We start from the raw sequence: 16612 nt of genomic DNA on the forward strand, positions 1-16612 counted from the left end.
CCGCGGCGAGAACCTCTTCCACCAGGTGACGAGCCCGCCGGGTACGGTGCCGGGATGAGTGAAAACGTGGTGCGGCTGGAGGTCGCTGACGGCGTCGGGACGATCCGGCTGGACCGTCCGCCGATGAACGCCCTGGACGCCGCCATGCAGGACGGTCTGCTGGCGGCCGCCGCCGAGGCGACGTCGCGCCGTGACGTGCGCGCCGTCGTCGTCTACGGCGGCGAGAAGGTGTTCGCGGCCGGCGCGGACATCAAGGAGATGGCCGGCTGGTCCTACACCGACATGGTCGACCGGTCGGTCGCGCTGCAGGCCGCGTTCACCGCCATCGCCCGCATCCCGAAGCCGACCGTCGCCGCCGTCACCGGGTACGCGCTGGGCGGCGGCTGCGAGCTGACGCTCGCCTGCGACCTGCGCTTCGCCGCGGCCGACGCGAAGCTGGGCCAGCCCGAGATCCTGCTCGGGCTGATCCCCGGCGCCGGCGGCACCCAGCGGCTGGCCCGGCTGATCGGGCCGTCGAAGGCGAAGGACCTCATCTACACCGGGCGCATGGTCGGCGCCGAGGAGGCGCTGGCGATCGGGCTGGTCGACCGGGTGGTCGACGACGTCTACACGGCGGCGGTCGAGTGGGCGGCGCGGTTCGCGACGGGTCCGGCGTACGCGCTGCGGGCGGCCAAGGAGGCCATCGACCGCGGGCTGTCCACCGACCTCGACACCGGCCTCGAGATCGAGCGGCACCTGTTCGCCGGGCTGTTCGCCACCGACGACCGCGGCATCGGCATGCGCTCGTTCATCGAGAACGGTCCCGGCAAGGCCGCCTTCGAGGGCCGCTGATGAGCGGCGACACGACGCCGCGCCCGCCCGCGTCCGCCGAGGACGTCGAGCGGGCCTGGAACGACACCAAGCTGGCCCAGGTGCTCTACCACGACTGGGAGGCACAGACCTACGACGACAAGTGGTCGATCTCGTTCGACGAGCGCTGCGTCTCCTACGCGCGCGACCGGTTCACCGCCGCCGCGGGCACCGGCGGCTGGCCGTACGAGCGGGCGCTCGAGATCGGCGCCGGCACCGGGTTCTTCTCGCTGAACCTGCGACAGGCCGGCGTGCTCGACGACGTCACCGTCACCGACATCTCGCCGGGCATGGTCGAGGCGGCCCGGCGCAACGCCCGCGGGCTCGGCTTCGAGATCGACGGCGAGGTGGCCGACGCCGAGCGGCTGCCGTTCGACGACGAGACCTTCGACGTCGTCGTCGGGCACGCCGTCATCCACCACCTGCCCGACGTCGAGCAGGCCTTCCGCGAGATGCTGCGGGTGCTGCGGCCGGGCGGGCGGGTCGTCATCTGCGGCGAGCCGACGAAGTACGGCGACAGGATCGCGCGGGCGCTGTCGCGGGCCACCTGGTGGACGGCGACGCGGGCCACCCGGCTGCCCGGGCTGCGCGGGTCGTGGGCGCGGCCGCAGGAGGAGCTGGACGAGTCGTCCCGGGCCGCCGCGCTGGAGTCCGTCGTCGACCTGCACACGTTCGACCCCGGCGCGCTGACGGCGCTGGTCACCCGGGCCGGCTTCACCCACGCCCGGTCCGTCACCGAGGAGCTGACGGCGGCCTGGTTCGGCTGGCCGGTGCGCACGTTCGAGCACGCCGTCAACCCCGACCGGCTCGGCTGGGGCTGGGCGATGTTCGCGTACAAGAGTTGGCTGCGGCTGTCGGCGGCCGACCGCGTGCTGGCCAAGGTGGTGCCGGGCGAGCTGTTCTACAACGTGTCGGTGACGGCGGTCCGGCCCTCGTAGCGGGTCAGGCCGCCGTCGCGCCGAGTTGCTGCGGGAGCCGGACCGGCGGTGAGCGCAGCCACAGCCGCATCGTGTCGTGGCCGTCCGACCGCTCCAGCCGGGTGCGGCCGTGCCGGGCCAGCGTCGTGCGGTACCAGCCGCTGCCGGGCAGCCCGACGGTGTAGACCTCGCGGTAGCCGACCAGCCGGGCCATGCCGACCAAGTGATCCAGTAGCGCCGAGCCGAGGCCGGCCCGCTGCCAGCGGTCCTCCACGACGACCGCCAGCTCGCCGGCGGCGTCGTCGTCGCGGCCGAGGTTGGCCAGCGCCACCACCGCGCGGTTCGGCGCCACGGCGACCAGCGCGATCTCGGTGCCGAGGAGCTGGGAGAGGAACCGCCCCGTCATCGGCGGGACGGAGTGGTAGCGGTGCCGGACGGTCTCGGTGGAGCACCGCACGTGCATCGCGCTGACGTCGCCGGCGTCGCGCGCCGTGGCCGCCCGGACGGTGACCGTGCGCCCGTCGCGCAACCGGGCCGTGATGCCGGAGCCGGAGAACAGATGGGCCGAGTCCTTCATGCCGGCAAGCCTCCGCCACGGGTGTTTCGCGGCCGTCTCCGCCCCGTAACGGGCTGATCAGGCCACCATGACATACCGTGTGGCGGTGTCGTTCCGCCGTCCCCGCGACCCTCGGCAGGCGCGCTACCTGACGCCGTCGTCGCTGCGGTGGGTGCTGCGGCACCGGGCGTGGACGTGGTGGTACCTGGTCCGGTACGCGCGGCTGCTGCGGCTGCGGCTGCGCCACCCCGAGGTCGTCACCGAGGGCATGGTGTTCCTCGGCCGGGGTGCCCGGGTGGCCGGGCGGCGCGGCTACGGGCGGGTGGTGCTCGGCCGCTGGGTGCACATCGGCGACGGCACCGCGCTGACGGCGCACGAGGGGACGCTGCGGGTCGGCGACAAGGCCGTCCTCGGGTCGTCGTCGACGGTCACGTGTTACCTGGACGTCGAGATCGGCGCCCGGACGCTGGTGGCCGACTGGGTGTATGTCACCGACTTCGACCACCGCTTCGACGATCTCGGCCTGCCGATCAAGGACCAGGGGATCGTCAAGTCGCCGGTGCGGATCGGGCCGGACTGCTGGCTCGGGGTCAAGGTGACGGTGCTGCGCGGCGCCGTGGTCGGGCGCGGCTGCGTGCTCGCCGCGCACGCCGTCGTTCGCGGGACGATCCCCGATCTGGCCGTCGCCGGGGGAGTTCCCGCGCGAATTCTCAAGCACCGAGGGAATCCGGCGGTTTCCGCAGAAAAAGGCCAGGACGATTGTCCGGATCGGCGGAATTGACGCCGGTCTGTCGGTCGTGATCCGTCCCATTTCTCCGCTACGGAGAGTTCGCTCGCATTTCGCGCTCGGGGCCGAGTAATTCAGCAATTCTGAAGGTCAACTGCCTTGTCGGGACAGTAATATCGCACCCGTCAGCAGGCCGGTCCTCGACCTAGGTCGCGCCCTTTGTTCCGCGCGTTCGACGCGGACGGCGCGGAGGTAACGTCCCCGAGCACAAGGAGAGCAGGAATGTCTTCCTGGGAAAGACATCGTCGGCGTCGGGTAGCGGCTTCGCTCCTGGCAGCCGGAGTGGCCCCGGTAGTCGCCGTCGGTGCGTGGTTGGTGCCCGCATCGGCGGCCGAGGGTGACGAGTCCCGCTCGGCCGCGCGATTCCTCAGCGGCGAGATCCTCGGGACGGACCTCGACGCCGTCGCCGAACTGGCCGGCGTCGAGGTCGAGAACCTCGGCACACCCGACCCGGTCACCGAGGCGAACCCGCTCGATCTCACCGTCCTCGACACCCTCAACGTGTCGGTCCCCGGCGGGGTGCAGTTGCCGCTGAGTGACATCCTGCAGCTGGGCGCCGTCAACCAGTGGGCGTCGGCGGAGGACGGCGGCGCCTCGCACGCCGCGACCGGTGCGGTCGCCGACAACGGCGGCATCGGCACCGGCACCGAGGCCGGGTTCCCCGGCAACGCGACGTTCGACCTCACCGACGTGCTCGGCGAGGCCCTCACCGACCTCGTCGCCGACCTCGAGCTCGAGCTCGGCGCCATCTCGTCGGAGGCGCACCTGGCGCCGTCCGGTGAGGGGTTCGAGTTCACCAACGACTACGAGATCGCCGGCGGTCAGCTGCGGCTGACCATCCCCCTGCTCGCCGATCTCCTGCCGCAGGTCCAGGACGCCGTCGCCACCGTCGACGAGATCGTCAACGGGCTGGCCGGGCCCGAGGGCACCATCGCCCAGACCCTCTCGACCGTCGAGGGGCTGCTCAACCTGCTGGCCGTCGCGGGCGTCGAGAACCCCGACATCACGGTGTCGCTGGAGACCGACCTCGCCGGCGCCGTCGAGGAGCTGCTGGCCACGCCGCTGGGCGAGGGCACCGGCGTCGAGCTGAACCTGGCCGAGGGCACGCTGGTCGTCGACCTCGACACCCTGGCCGGCGGGCTGAACGACCAGGCGCCGAACACCGAGCTGCTCAGCCCCGAGGTGATCTCGCAGCTGGCCGAGACCATCGGCACCCTGCTGGACACGCTGGTCACGGACATCGTCGACACGGTCGAGAACGCGCTGAACGCGGCGACGCTGGACGTGAAGATCTACGCCGAGGTCGGCGGGCTGCTGCCGGGCACGCTGGACCTGCAGCTCACCGGCACCCTGGGCGACGTCCTCACCGGTGAGGCGGCGTTCGTCAACAACAGCACCGGCGTCGTCGTCGGGCTCATCTCGGCGCTGATCGCGCCGGTGCTCGACACGCTGATCTCCACGGTCGGCGGGGTCATCGAGGACGTCGTGTTCGCCGAGGGCGGCCCGCTCACCACGCTCGGCGAGACCGTCGCCGGGCTGGTCAGCTCCCTGGCGGAGTCGCTCACCCCGGTCGGCGACCTGCTCGCGTCGATTCTGTCGATCAAGCTGAACGTCCAGCCCGAGGCCGTCGAGGTGCCGGCTCAGGCGCGGGCGACGGATGGTCCGTACAGCGTGGCCGCCCTCGAGGTGACGGCGCTCCCCGACGCCCCGGCCGCAGTCCTCACCCTCGCCGAGTCGACCGTGGGTCCCAACACCACCGCTGATGACGGTGGCGAGACCGAGGTCGATGGCACTGAGGTGGACGGCACTGAGGTGGACGGGACCGAGGTCGATGGGACCGAGGTCGATGGGACCGAGGTCGATGGGACCGAGGTCGATGGCACTGAGGTGGACGGCACTGAGGTGGACGGGACCGAGGTCGATGGGACCGAGGTGGACGGGACCGAGGTCGATGGGACCGAGGTGGACGGCACTGAGGTGGACGGGACCGAGGTCGATGGCACCGAGGTGGACGGGACCGAGGTCGATGGGACCGAGGTGGACGGCACCGAGGTGGACGGGACCGAGGTCGATGGCACCGAGGTCGATGGCACCGAGGTGGACGGGACCGAGGTCGATGGCACCGAGGTCGATGGCACCGAGGTCGATGGCACCGAGGTGGACGGGACCGAGGTCGATGGCACCGAGGTGGACGGGACCGAGGTGGACGGGACCGAGGTGGACGGGACCGAGGTCGATGGCACCGAGGTGGACGGGACCGAGGTCGATGGCACCGAGGTCGATGGCACCGAGGTCGATGGCACCGAGGTGGACGGGACCGAGGTCGATGGGACCGAGGTGGACGGCACCGAGGTGGACGGCACCGAGGTCGACGGCACCGAGGTCGATGGCACTGAGGTGGACGGGACCGAGGTGGACGGGACCGAGGTGGACGGCACCGAGGTGGACGGCACCGAGGTGGACGGCACCGAGGTCGACGGGTCGGAAGTGGCCGGAGTCGAGGTCGACGGGTCTGAGGTCGATGGCGTCGAGACGGCGGGTGTGATCCCGCAGCCGGCGACCGAGGACAACGGCGACGACGACAACGGTCACGAGAACCGTGGCAGCGATGACGACGAGCGGCTGCCCGACACCGGCGCTGGGTCGAACCAGCTGCTGATCGTCGGCATCGGGCTGATGCTCGCGGGCGGCATCGCCGCCTTCGCCGTCAGCCGTCGCGGCGGGGTCGGCCAGGGCTGAGTCCCGGCCACCATCCGGCGAGACGAACGATGGCCGCGGGTCCGCGATCCGGACCCGCGGCCATCGGCTCGCAGGCCTCCGAAACAGGCTCGGCGGGCACTGGAAAACGGGCGCCGAGGAAGCGGCTCGCCGCCGGCCCGGCGAACGCCATTCCCGCCGGCCGCCGACTGGCATATCCACAACGCATCGCGCTATCAGCCGAATGGGTGAGCCGGACTCCGCTCAATGGCGCTCTGACCAGGACGTTGGGCGGAAAGGAAACCGCACCGGAACCCGCCCGCGTGTCGCCCCTCCATAACGATTGGGTCACGGCCGACAGGCTCGCGGTTTAGACCACTGGTTCCGGTTTGCACACCTCGAGCACGGCCGATTCGCCCCCTTCGCCCCAGTTCAACGCGACGATCCGCCCCGGTATGTCCGGAGAACAGGCGAAAAACGGCAAAGACGCTAAGAGGCCAGCTTTGCGGGGATAGAAGTTGATCAACCCTTTCGAGGCTTAGCGACCGGCGCGCGACGAATGGGCGGTCGGTGTCCCCGGAGGCAAATTCGCCAAGTACGAGACACGTCTCTGACGCAGTTGTAGGTTCATGATCACGCTTCGCCGGCCTTGGCACATCTGATGGCCGCGAAGGAGCCCGCCATGAAAATGCAAATGCCAGAGGAGAAGGCATGCCTGCAACACCTGTTATGCGCCGGCGTCGCGCAGCGACAACGCTGCTCGCAGCTGGTATTGCCCCGGTTTTCGCTGTGGGTGCGTGGCTGACGCCCGCCGCAGCGGCCGAGGGTGACGAGGCGCGCGCTGGTGCGCGGTTCCTCGACGGCACCGTCCTGGGCACCGACCTGGACGAGATCGCCGAGCTCGCCGGTGTCGACGTCGAGAACCTGGGCGACCCGGAGGCCGTCACCGACGCCAACCCGCTGGACGTCACTCTGCTCGACTCGATCAACATCGACATCGACCCGAACCTGCAGATCCCGCTGAGCGACATCATCAAGCTCGGCGCGGTGAACCAGTGGGCCACGGCCGAGGACGGCGCCGTGTCGCACGCCGCGACCGGTGCGGTCGCCGACAACGGTGGCGTCGGCACGGGTGTCGAGGCCGGCTTCCCCGGCAACGCCACGTTCGACCTGACCGACCTGCTCGGCGAGGGCGTCACCGACCTCATCGCCGACGTCGAGCTCGAGCTCGGCGCCGTCTCGTCCGAGGCGCACCTCGAGCCGTCCGACGACGACTTCGAGGTCTCGCGCGACTACGAGATCGCCGGTGGCGAGCTGCGGGTCACCGTCCCGCTGCTGAGCGGCCTGAACCTGTCGCTCGGCGACGACGCCGCGGTCTGGATCGAGGACGGCACCATCGTCATCGACCTCGACCTGCTGTTCGAGAGCCTGAACGACCTGCCGCCGAACAGCGAGCTGATCGGCCCGGGCCTGTTCGACATCCTCGACAACCTGCTCACCGAGCTGCTCGGTGACCTCGGCGCCGGCCTGGGCGACCTGCTCGGCAACCTCGGCCTCGACGAGCTCACCAACGGCATCGCCGACGCCCTGACCGACATCCTGTCGATCAAGGTGAACGTGCAGCCCGACCAGGCTGACGCCGGTGTGGCCATGCCGACCAGCGCCCGCACCGCGGTGAACGTCGAGCGCGCCGCCACCTCCGAGACCTACAGCGTCGCGGCCATGCAGGTCACGCTGCTGGGTGGCCTCGACAACGGCGGCGTCTCGGTGACGCTGGCCGAGTCGCACGTCGGCCCGAACACCAAGGCCGACGGTGAGGAGACCGAGGTCGACGGCACCGAGACCGAGGTCGATGGCACCGAGACCGAGGTCGATGGCACCGAGGTCGATGGCACCGAGGTGGACGGCACCGAGGTGGACGGCACCGAGGTGGACGGCACCGAGGTCGATGGCACCGAGGTGGACGGCACCGAGGTCGACGGCACCGAGACCGAGGTCGACGGTACCGAGACGGAGGTCGACGGTACCGAGACGGAGGTCGACGGCACCGAGGTCGACGGCACCGAGACCAACGGTGACGACGACGGCGCCGCTGACGCCAACGGCAACGAGGACGGCGACGAGCTGCCCGACACCGGTGCCGGCTCCAGCCAGCTGCTGATCCTCGGCCTGGGCCTGGTCCTCGCCGGTGGCATCGCCGCCTACGCGGTCAGCCGTCGCCGGGGCCTCACCGTCGAGTGACGCACAGCACCACCAGTAACACCCAGGAGTAGCACCACGACTCCCACGTTCGATCACGGTGGGTCCGCTCTCAAGCCAGGGCGCGGGCCCACCGGATCGGCGTTTCCGGGGTCGGTCGAACCGGGCGGTCGGCACACGAGGGCAGGCACGATGCGTGACCAGGAGACAGCGACAACGCCGGAGCGGCAGGAACCGCGTCCGACGTGGATCAAGGTCGTCGCCGGAGGGCTCGGCGCGCTGCTGTGCGCGCACCTCTTCGCGACGGCGGTGTTCGTCGGCCCGGCCAACGCGGCCAAGGAGTCGCTGGGCACGACGCTGACGAGCTACATGCAGCCGTACTTCCAGCAGGAGTGGAGCCTGTTCGCGCCGACGCCCATCAGCGTCGAGTACTCCATGCTGGTGCGCGGCTGGTACGACGCCGACAGCTCCACCGAGTGGGTGGACGTCACCCAGCTCGAGGTCGACGGCAACATCCTGCACAGCCTGGCGCCGTCGCGCGCGGGCATTATCACCCGGCGGCTGGCCGGCAACATGCGCAAGCAGTACCGCCTCATCTCGCGCGAGGAGCAGGCCGTGCTGGCCGGCAACTACCACGAGAACGCGTGGGCGCGCATGGAGGAGGCGATGCTCGCCACCCCCGACCCCAGCTCCGACGCGCGCATCTCCTACGTGCTGCGCCTCGACCGCGCCATGGCGGCCTACGCCACGCAATTCGCGTGGGCCTGGTGGGGCCGCGACTCCGGCATCGAGTACGTCGAGGTGCAGATCCAGGAGACCCGCGCGCCGCGCTTCGACGACCGCGGCGACGACCCGTCGGTCACCACCCGCGAGTTCGGCCGCCGTCCTCTCTACCTGTACGACGACCAGGACAGCGCGGCGTTCGCCGAGGCCATCGGGAGGTTCCGGTGATCGGCTCCGCCGTCGACCGCGCCCTGGACGGCGCCGCCCGCACCGTCGGCAAGGGCGAGGAGTGGCTGCTGGGCGCCAAGCGCGCCACGTACGGCGTCGCCGTCGTCCGCGTCATCTTCGGCGGCGCGGCCGTCTGGTTCCTGCTGGCGAACTTCGCCAACCGCCACTACCTGTGGGGCGACGCCGCGCAGTGGATGACGCCGCTCGAGCGCAACGGCGGCTTCGGCTGGCCGTTCACGCTGTTCGAGGGCGGCAGCGACCCCACAACGCTGACGGTGAAGACGCTGGTCGTGCTCGCGCTGGCGGTCGCCTTCACGCTCGGCTGGCGCACCCGGGTGGTCGCGCCACTGCTGCTGATCTGCTGGGTCAGCCTGATCGAGTCGAACCCGCTCTACGGCGACCAGAGCGACAACATCTTCCGCATCCTGCTCATCTACCTGTGCTTCGCCGACCTGTCCGGACGGTGGTCGCTGGACGCCCGCCGGCGCGCGCGGCAGGAGCAGGGCCTGAGCCGCCGGCTGTGGCCGCGCCGGTTCACCCCCGATGGGCTGCGTCGCGGCGGCGCCCGGCTCGGCGTGCTCATCCACAACCTCGCCGTCCTGGCCGTCGGCGCGCAGATCTGCATCATCTACGTGGCCTCGGCGCTGTACAAGGTGCAGGGGGAGTACTGGCAGGACGGCACCGCCGTCTACTACCCGATGCAGGTCGGGCAGTACCGGCCGTGGCCGTGGCTGAACGACCTGCTGTCGGCCAACCCGTTCGGCGTGCTGGTCGTCTCGTACTTCTCCGTGTTCATCCAGCTGTTCTTCCCGCTGCTGCTGTTGCGTCGCGGCACCCGGGTGGTAGCGCTGCTCGGCGTCCTCGGCATGCACGCCGGCATCGCGGTGATCATGGGGCTGCCGTTCTTCTCGCTGTTCATCATGGCCGGCGACCAGATCTTCATCCGCGACTCCACCTACCAGGGCATCGCGGCCCGGGTGCGTGCGGCCCGGGACGAGCGACGGCGACGGCGGCGGCCGGCCGCGGCGGAGCCCGCGCCGGAGCAGGCCCCGGCCGAGCCCGTGCCCACGAGGTAGCCTGGCCCGCGTGCCGAACGAGAGGCCGGACGACACCCAGCGCGCCGAGGTGCCGCCGATCGCGAAGGGCGTCGCGTTCTTCCTGGTCGGCGTCGTGGTGCTGCATTTCGTGGCGACGTTCCTGTGGAACGCGCCGAGCAACCCGATCAAGGACTCCGTCGGCGCCCAGGTGTCCGGGTACATGCGGCCGTTCTTCCAGCAGAACTGGAGCCTGTTCGCGCCGAACCCGGTGAACGCCGAGGACGAGCTGCGGGTCCGGGCGCAGGTCGAGGACCCTCAGACCGGTGAGCTGCGCACCACCGACTGGGCCGACGCGACGCGCCTGGAGTGGACGCTGATCACGCACGACCCCGCGCCGTCGCGGGCCAGCCGGCTGACGTCGAACCTGCACCGCCGCGTCAACACCGCCTGGGACGCGCTCACCGACGAGCAGCAGGAGATCGTCGCCGCCGACTACGTCGACATGGAGGACTGGCGGCCGCTGGCCGACGACCTCATCGCGGCGCAGGGCGGCGAGACGTCCAGCCGCGTCGCCAACATCGTCCGCGCCGACCGAGTCGCCACCGGCTACTCCACCCAGCTGGCCCGGGCGCTGTGGGGCGAGGACGTCGTCGCCGTCCAGTTCCAGCTGGTCCGCACGCCGGTGCCGCGCTGGGATGTCCGGTTCGACCCGGTGCCCGAGGACCCGCAGCGGACGGTCCGCGACTTCGGCTGGCGCCCAGTGCTGGTCGACCCCGACCAGGACGACGCCGCGTTCGCCGACGTCGTCGACGGGCTGGTGGAGAACCGGTGATCGGCGACGCGATCCGGTTCGTGACGGGCGCCGTCGGGCGGACGGTCGACGCGGGCGAGCAGTGGCTGTTCGACCGCAAGAAGGCCACGTACGGGCTGGCCGCGATGCGCATCCTCATCGGCGTCGCGATCCTCGGCTCGCTCACCGTCAACTTCGCCGCCCGGCACTACGTGTGGGGTCCCGGCTCGCGCTGGCTCACCCCGTGGCTGACCGTCGACGAGTACGGCTTCCCGTTCACCTGGGTGTTCGCGCAGGACGACGGCACCACGGAATTCACGCTGAAGTACCTGCTGCTGGCCGCGCTGGCCGTCGCGTTCACGCTGGGCTGGCGCACCCGCGTGGTTACCCCGCTGCTGATGATCGCGATCGCCAGCCTGATGCGGCTGAACCCGCTGGCCGACGACGCCGGCGACAACATCGTCCGCATCATGCTGCTGTTCCTGTGCTTCGCCGACACCTCCATGCGGTGGTCGCTGGACGCCCGCCGCCGTGCCCGGCCCGGCTACCGGCCGCTGGTGCCGCTGCCGCCCTGGGTGGGGACGCTGTTCCACAACGTCGCGCTGATGGCCGTCGCCACCCAGGTGTTCATGATCTACATGACCTCCGGGCTGTCGAAGGTCCAGGGCAGCATGTGGCAGGAGGGCGTGGGGCTCTACTACCCGCTGCGCATCGGCCAGTACGCGCCGTGGCCCGGGCTGAACGAGCTGGTCTACACCAACGGCGTGTTCGTCACGATCGGCAGCTACGTGACGGTGTTCGTGCAGGTGCTGTTCCCGCTGCTGCTGTTGCGACGCGGCACCCGGGTGCTGGCGCTGCTGGCGATCTTCGCGATGCACGTCGGCATCGCGGTCACGATGGCGCTGCCGTGGTTCTCGCTGGCGATGATCGCCGCCGACATGGTCTTCGTCCGCGACGACACCTACCGGGCGGTGATCCGCTGGGCGCGCCGGGCCCGCAAGCGGCCGCCGCCGGAACCCGGGCGCGAGCCGGAGCCCGAACCCGGCCCGGCGGCCGCCGCCGGTGGTCAGCTCGACGACGCCGCGAAGGTCCCCGGGACGTAGGAGCCGCCGCGGTTGCGCACGATGACGTTCATCAGGTTGGCCGCGGTGATCAGCGAGACGACGCAGATCAGCGCGCCGAGCTGGTCGTCGTCGTAGTGCTCGCGCACGGCGGCCCACGTCGCGTCGGAGACGCCGTGGCCGAGGTCGAGCCGGGTGGCCTCCTCGGCCAGCGCGAACGCGGCCCGCTCGGCGTCGGTGAACACCGTCGACTCCCGCCAGGCCGCGACCAGGTGGATCCGGACGTCGGGCTCGCCGGCGGCCGCGGCCTCCTTGGTGTGGGCGTCGACGCAGTAGCCGCAGCCGTTGAGCTGGCTGACCCGCAGCTGCACCAGCTCGCGCAGCGCCTTCGGCAGCGTCGACTCCTCCAGCGCCAGCGCGGCGCCGGAGAAGCGCTTGAGCGTCTTCGCGGCGGTCGGGGTGGAGAACAGGTCGAGTCGGAGCGTCATGGTCGGTCCTTCCGTGCCGGTGTGCGTGACGACCTGGAGATGCCGGCCGGCCCGATCCCGTGACAGCGCCGGGGTGTGACGTACGCCGCGTCACAGACCTGCGCCGGGCGGTGTCATAGGCGTATGGACCCGGCCACCGAGACCTTCGTCGCGTACCGCAACCTGCTGTTCACCGTCGCCTACGAAATGCTGGGCTCGGCCGCCGACGCGGAGGACGTGCTGCAGGAGGTGTGGCTGCGGTGGGCCGGGGTCGACCTCGACGGGGTCCGCGACCAGCGCGCCTACCTCATCCGGACCACCACCCGGCAGGCGCTGGTCCGGCTGCGCACGGTGCGCCGGCGGCGCGAGTCCTACGTGGGCCCGTGGCTGCCCGAGCCGCTGCTGACCACGCCCGACGTCGCCGAGGACGTCGAGCTGGCGGAGAGCGTCTCGATGGCGATGCTGCTGGTGCTGGAGACGCTGACGCCGACGGAGCGGGCGGTGTTCGTGCTGCGCGACGTGTTCGCCGTGGAGTACGACGAGATCGCCCGGGCGGTCGGCAAGACCCCGGCCTCCGTCCGGCAGATCGCGCACCGCGCCCGCGGCCACGTCGCCGCCAGACGGCCGCGCGGCTCCGCGCCGGCGGAGCAGGCCCGGGCCGCGCTGGACGCGTTCCGGCGGGCGGTCGAGACCGGTGACCTGCAGGGACTGGTCGACGTGCTCGCGCCGGACGTCGTCCTGCTCACCGACGGCGGCGGGGTCGCCCGGGCGGCGCTGGAGCCCGTCACCGGTGCCGCGACGGTCGCCGCCGTGCTGGGCCGGATCGCTGCCACGCCGCAGCCCGCGCTGGTGAACGGCCACCCGGCGCTGGTTCTGCGCGACGGCGACGCGATCGACACCGTCATGGCGGTGCGGCTCGAGGGCGGGCTGGTGACCGGCCTCTACGCGGTGCGCAACCCGGAGAAGCTGACGCGGTTCGGCCGCGCGGTGACGTTGCGCCGGGCCCGCCCCTGAGCGCCGTCAGACCTCGCCCCGGACCCGCTTCCAGGCCTGCTGCACCGCCGCCGGCCGGTCGGCCAGGATGTTGCCGTCGGGCGCAGGTGCGGGCCGCGGCCGCGGCGGCCGGGGGTCGGCGACGGCGGCCGCGTAGACCTTCTCGGTCTCGCGGGCGACCGCCGTCCAGACGAACTCGGTGGCGATGCGCTGGTGGGCGGCCCGGACCAGCCGCTGCGACAGGCCGGGCTCGTCGAGCAGCCGCATGGCCGCGGCCGCGAGGTCGCCGGGGTCGCGCGGCGGCACCAGCAGGCCGGTGACGTCGTGCTCGATGACCTCGCGCAGGCCGCCGCTGTCGCCTGCGATGACCGGGGTGCCGGCCGCGCACGCCTCCAGTGCCACGATGCCGAACGGCTCGTACGACGACGGGCACATGGCGACGTCGGCGGCGCCGAAGAGGGCGGCGAGGTCGGGCTGGTCCATGCGCCCGGCGAACTGGACGACGTGGTCGATCTGCAGCCGCTGCGCCAGCCGCCGCAGGTTGATCTCCTGCGACCCGGCGCCGGCCAGCACCAGCCGGGCGTCGTGGTGGCGCTGGCGGACCAGCGAGAGCGCCTCGACGCAGACGTCGACGCCCTTCTCCCATTCCAGCCGCCCGCCGAACACCAGCAGCGGCGTCTTCGGCGGGATGCCGAACCGCTCGCGGGTGGCTCGCCGCGCCTCGGCCGTGGTGCGCCAGGCGGGGTGGTCGACGGCGTTGCGGATGACGGTGAGGTCCTCGGGCGGGACGTCGAACGCGGCGGCGGCCTCGACCCGCATGGCCTCGGAGCAGACGATGGAGCGGGTGGCCTCGGCGACCAGCCACGCCTCGATGTCGTGCCGGGCCCGCGACAGCGGCGTCGACAGCCAGCCGTCCCAGAGCCCCGCCTCGGTGGCGTGGACGGTGGCGACCAGCGGCGCGTCGATGGCGCGCGCGACGTTGATGCCGGCGTGCGCGTCGACCCAGTCGTGCGCGTGGACGACGTCGGGCATCCACTCGCGGGTGAGCCGGTGGGCGGTGCGCATGAGGCTGGTGTTCAGCGCCAGCACCCACGGCACGAGGTCCTCGCCACGCTCGCCGGCCGGCGGATCGGGCGGCGCCCGGAACACGCGCACACCCTTGTCGTCCTCTTCCTCGGGCATCCCCGGGGCGGACTGGGTGACGACGGCGACGTCGTGTCCGTCGGCCACGAGACCCTCGGTCAGGCGGTGGACGTGACGCCCGAGCCCGCCGTAGATGACTGGCGGGTACTCCCACGAGACGACAAGTATCCGCATCGCGCGATCATTTCACAGCGGGCCCATGATCGGGACCGCGTACGGATGGCGAAAACGGGTATCGGCGGCCGTCCCGGACTGTGACGTGTTGCACGTCGCGAGGGCTTGGGGTCGTCGGTTACTCCCCGGTAACATCGGGACAGTCGACGGCCCCGCCACCCCGGCGTGGGCTAGCCTCGCGATGGACGCCACACTGGCAGTCTCCACCCGCCCGGCCTAGGAGGTCGCAACCCGGCCATGAAGATCGTCACCCTGGTCAAGCACGTTCCGGACGCCACCGCGGACCGGACCTTCACCGCCGCCGACAACACCACCGACCGGGTGGGTGTCGACGGCTTGTTGTCCGAGCTGGACGAGTACGCCGTCGAGGAGGCGTTGAAGATCGCCGAGGCCGGCGACGATGTCGAGGTCGTCGCGTTGACGATGGGCCCCGAGGGCGCCGACGCCGCGTTGAAGAAGGCGCTGCAGATGGGCGCCGGCTCCGGTGTGCACGTGGTCGACGACTCCCTGCACGGGTCCGACGCGCCGGCCACCGCTCGGGTGCTGGCGGCCGCGGTCGCGAAGGTCGGCGACGTCGACCTGGTACTGACCGGCATGGCGTCGACCGACGGCGGCATGAGCGTGGTCCCGGCGATGCTGGCCGAGCATCTCGGGCTGGCGCACGTGGGCTTCGTCGGTGAGCTGGCGGTGTCCGAGACGTCGGTGACGGCGCGCCGCGACGGCGACGTCGCGTCCGAGACCATCGAGGCCGCGCTGCCGGCGGTGGTGGCGGTGACCGACCAGATCAACGAGCCGCGGTACCCGTCGTTCAAGGGGATCATGGCGGCGAAGAAGAAGCCGGTCGAGACGTGGACGCTGGGCGACCTCGGGGTCGACGCCGGCGCGGTCGGGCTGGGCGCCGCCGCCTCCGTCGTCCGTGAGGTGACGAAGCGGGCGGAGCGCACACAGGGTCAGGTCGTGACCGACGAGGGCGACGGCGGCACGAAGCTGGCCGAGTTCCTGGCCGCGCAGAAGTTCATCTGAGCAGGGAGAGGCGACGATGGGTGAGATTCTGGTCCTGGTCGACCACGTCGACGGCGCGGTGCGCAAGACCACGCTGGAGCTGCTGACGCTCGCGCGCCGCGCGGGCGAGCCGGCAGCCGTCTTCCTGGGGTCGGGGTTCGACGCGGCCCGCGACACGCTGGGGGAGTACGGCGCGGCGAAGGTGTATGTCGTCGAGGCGCCCGAGTTCGAGCAGTACCTGGTGGTGCCGAAGGCCGAGGCGCTGGCGCAGCTGGCGGCCTCGTCCGGTGCGGCCGGGGTGCTGCTGACGTCCTCGCCGGAGGGCAAGGAGATCGCGGCCCGGCTGGCGGTGAAGCTGGGGTCGGGTGTCATCACCGACGCCGTCGACGTCGCGGCCGACTTCACGACGACGCAGTCGGTGTTCGCCGGCGGCTACACCGTCACCGCGCAGGTCACCACGGGTGCGCCGGTCATCACGGTGAAGCCGAACGCGGTCACGCCCGAGCCCGCGCCGGCCACGCCGGCGGAGGAGAAGGTCGCGGTCGCGTTCAGCGAGGCGGCCACGAAGGCGCGCATCGTGGAGCGCAAGCCGCGGGCGGCCACCGGCCGCCCGGAGCTGACCGAGGCGTCCATCGTGGTCTCGGGCGGGCGCGGTACCGGCGGCGACTTCGCGCCCGTGGAGGCGCTTGCCGACGCGCTGGGCGCGGCCGTGGGCGCGTCGCGGGCCGCGGTCGACGCCGGCTGGTACCCGCACGCCTACCAGGTCGGGCAGACCGGCAAGACGGTGTCGCCGCAGCTCTACCTCGCGGCCGGCATCTCCGGCGCCATTCAGCACCGGGCCGGCATGCAGACGTCGAAGACCATCGTCGTGGTCAACAAGGACGCCGAGGCGCCGATCTTCGCGATGGCCGACTTCGGCGTCGTCGGCGACCTCCACACCGTCCTGCCCCAGGCCACCGAGGAGATCCGCAAGCGTCAGGGCTGACGAC

At 71.7% G+C, this 16612-nt stretch carries 15 protein-coding genes; 12 read left to right on the forward strand and 3 right to left on the reverse strand.

Going from position 1 to position 16612, the window contains the following annotated elements; genetic code table 11:
* Positions 1–54 precede the first annotated feature (54 nt).
* Both BLU82_RS04400 and BLU82_RS04405 read left to right on the forward strand, forming a co-directional pair.
* Positions 55–831 carry an enoyl-CoA hydratase/isomerase family protein gene (locus BLU82_RS04400; RefSeq protein ID WP_092616122.1) on the forward strand — a complete coding sequence of 259 codons (777 nt, stop codon included), beginning with the start codon at positions 55–57 and terminating at the stop codon, positions 829–831.
* Positions 831–1787 (forward strand): class I SAM-dependent methyltransferase, encoded by a 957-nt coding sequence (locus BLU82_RS04405; RefSeq protein ID WP_092616125.1) that lies wholly within the window; start codon positions 831–833, stop codon positions 1785–1787. The genes BLU82_RS04400 and BLU82_RS04405 overlap by 1 nt, the downstream gene beginning before the upstream one ends.
* A gap of 4 nt (positions 1788–1791) precedes the next feature.
* Here BLU82_RS04405 and BLU82_RS04410 read toward each other — a convergent pair whose 3' ends face one another.
* Positions 1792–2343, reverse strand: a complete 552-nt coding sequence (locus BLU82_RS04410; protein ID WP_092616127.1) for a GNAT family N-acetyltransferase — start codon at positions 2341–2343, stop codon at positions 1792–1794.
* 67 nt (positions 2344–2410) lie between these two features.
* Here BLU82_RS04410 and BLU82_RS04415 point away from each other — a divergent pair, with 67 nt between their 5' ends.
* From BLU82_RS04415 to BLU82_RS04445, 7 genes are all read left to right on the forward strand, one after another.
* A complete protein-coding gene (locus BLU82_RS04415) occupies positions 2411–3103 on the forward strand; it encodes a DapH/DapD/GlmU-related protein (protein ID WP_092616129.1) in 693 nt (230 codons plus the stop codon).
* Between the two features lie 321 nt (positions 3104–3424).
* Positions 3425–5848: a choice-of-anchor G family protein gene (locus tag BLU82_RS04420; RefSeq protein ID WP_092616131.1), complete on the forward strand. Its 2424-nt coding sequence runs from the start codon at positions 3425–3427 to the stop codon at positions 5846–5848.
* Positions 5849–6595: 747 nt separating this feature from the next.
* On the forward strand, positions 6596–8047 hold the full coding sequence (locus tag BLU82_RS04425; RefSeq protein ID WP_172885529.1) for a choice-of-anchor G family protein: 1452 nt from the start codon (positions 6596–6598) through the stop codon (positions 8045–8047).
* A 150-nt stretch (positions 8048–8197) separates the two neighbouring features.
* On the forward strand, positions 8198–8956 hold the full coding sequence (locus tag BLU82_RS04430; protein WP_092616137.1) for a DUF5819 family protein: 759 nt from the start codon (positions 8198–8200) through the stop codon (positions 8954–8956).
* Positions 8953–10032 (forward strand): HTTM domain-containing protein, encoded by a 1080-nt coding sequence (locus tag BLU82_RS04435; protein WP_092616140.1) that lies wholly within the window; start codon positions 8953–8955, stop codon positions 10030–10032. The genes BLU82_RS04430 and BLU82_RS04435 overlap by 4 nt, the downstream gene beginning before the upstream one ends.
* Before the next feature lie 10 nt (positions 10033–10042).
* A complete protein-coding gene (locus BLU82_RS04440; RefSeq protein WP_092616143.1) occupies positions 10043–10825 on the forward strand; it encodes a DUF5819 family protein in 783 nt (260 codons plus the stop codon).
* Positions 10822–11886, forward strand: a complete 1065-nt coding sequence (locus BLU82_RS04445; RefSeq protein ID WP_092616146.1) for an HTTM domain-containing protein — start codon at positions 10822–10824, stop codon at positions 11884–11886. The genes BLU82_RS04440 and BLU82_RS04445 overlap by 4 nt, the downstream gene beginning before the upstream one ends.
* Here BLU82_RS04445 and BLU82_RS04450 read toward each other — a convergent pair.
* Positions 11850–12332 carry a carboxymuconolactone decarboxylase family protein gene (locus tag BLU82_RS04450; protein WP_092616149.1) on the reverse strand — a complete coding sequence of 161 codons (483 nt, stop codon included), beginning with the start codon at positions 12330–12332 and terminating at the stop codon, positions 11850–11852. The genes BLU82_RS04445 and BLU82_RS04450 overlap by 37 nt on opposite strands.
* Before the next feature lie 123 nt (positions 12333–12455).
* On the opposite strand from BLU82_RS04450, the gene BLU82_RS04455 reads away from it, so the two are divergent.
* Positions 12456–13325 (forward strand): RNA polymerase sigma-70 factor, encoded by an 870-nt coding sequence (locus BLU82_RS04455; protein ID WP_092616152.1) that lies wholly within the window; start codon positions 12456–12458, stop codon positions 13323–13325.
* A 6-nt stretch (positions 13326–13331) separates the two neighbouring features.
* On the opposite strand, the gene BLU82_RS04460 is transcribed toward BLU82_RS04455, so the two are convergent.
* On the reverse strand, positions 13332–14621 hold the full coding sequence (locus BLU82_RS04460) for a glycosyltransferase family 4 protein (RefSeq protein ID WP_069114682.1): 1290 nt from the start codon (positions 14619–14621) through the stop codon (positions 13332–13334).
* A gap of 237 nt (positions 14622–14858) precedes the next feature.
* Between BLU82_RS04460 and BLU82_RS04465 the strand changes: the two genes are divergently transcribed.
* Positions 14859–15644 carry an electron transfer flavoprotein subunit beta/FixA family protein gene (locus BLU82_RS04465; protein WP_092616155.1) on the forward strand — a complete coding sequence of 262 codons (786 nt, stop codon included), beginning with the start codon at positions 14859–14861 and terminating at the stop codon, positions 15642–15644.
* 16 nt (positions 15645–15660) lie between these two features.
* Positions 15661–16608 (forward strand): electron transfer flavoprotein subunit alpha/FixB family protein, encoded by a 948-nt coding sequence (locus tag BLU82_RS04470; protein WP_092616159.1) that lies wholly within the window; start codon positions 15661–15663, stop codon positions 16606–16608.
* Positions 16609–16612 lie beyond the last annotated feature (4 nt).

Source organism: Jiangella sp. DSM 45060 (assembly GCF_900105175.1).
GTDB lineage: Bacteria > Actinomycetota > Actinomycetes > Jiangellales > Jiangellaceae > Jiangella.

Excerpts from the sequence above, each read along its gene's own strand:
- BLU82_RS04455 (WP_092616152.1), top strand. The coding sequence starts at position 12,456 with ATGGACCCGGCCACCGAGACCTTCGTCGCGTACCGCAACCTGCTGTTC.
- BLU82_RS04470 (WP_092616159.1), top strand. The coding sequence starts at position 15,661 with ATGGGTGAGATTCTGGTCCTGGTCGACCACGTCGACGGCGCGGTGCGC.
- BLU82_RS04410 (WP_092616127.1), bottom strand. The coding sequence starts at position 2,343 with ATGAAGGACTCGGCCCATCTGTTCTCCGGCTCCGGCATCACGGCCCGG.
- BLU82_RS04460 (WP_069114682.1), bottom strand. The coding sequence starts at position 14,621 with ATGCGGATACTTGTCGTCTCGTGGGAGTACCCGCCAGTCATCTACGGC.
- BLU82_RS04465 (WP_092616155.1), top strand. The coding sequence starts at position 14,859 with ATGAAGATCGTCACCCTGGTCAAGCACGTTCCGGACGCCACCGCGGAC.
- BLU82_RS04450 (WP_092616149.1), bottom strand. The coding sequence starts at position 12,332 with ATGACGCTCCGACTCGACCTGTTCTCCACCCCGACCGCCGCGAAGACG.
- BLU82_RS04400 (WP_092616122.1), top strand. The coding sequence starts at position 55 with ATGAGTGAAAACGTGGTGCGGCTGGAGGTCGCTGACGGCGTCGGGACG.
- BLU82_RS04405 (WP_092616125.1), top strand. The coding sequence starts at position 831 with ATGAGCGGCGACACGACGCCGCGCCCGCCCGCGTCCGCCGAGGACGTC.
- BLU82_RS04415 (WP_092616129.1), top strand. The coding sequence starts at position 2,411 with ATGACATACCGTGTGGCGGTGTCGTTCCGCCGTCCCCGCGACCCTCGG.
- BLU82_RS04430 (WP_092616137.1), top strand. The coding sequence starts at position 8,198 with ATGCGTGACCAGGAGACAGCGACAACGCCGGAGCGGCAGGAACCGCGT.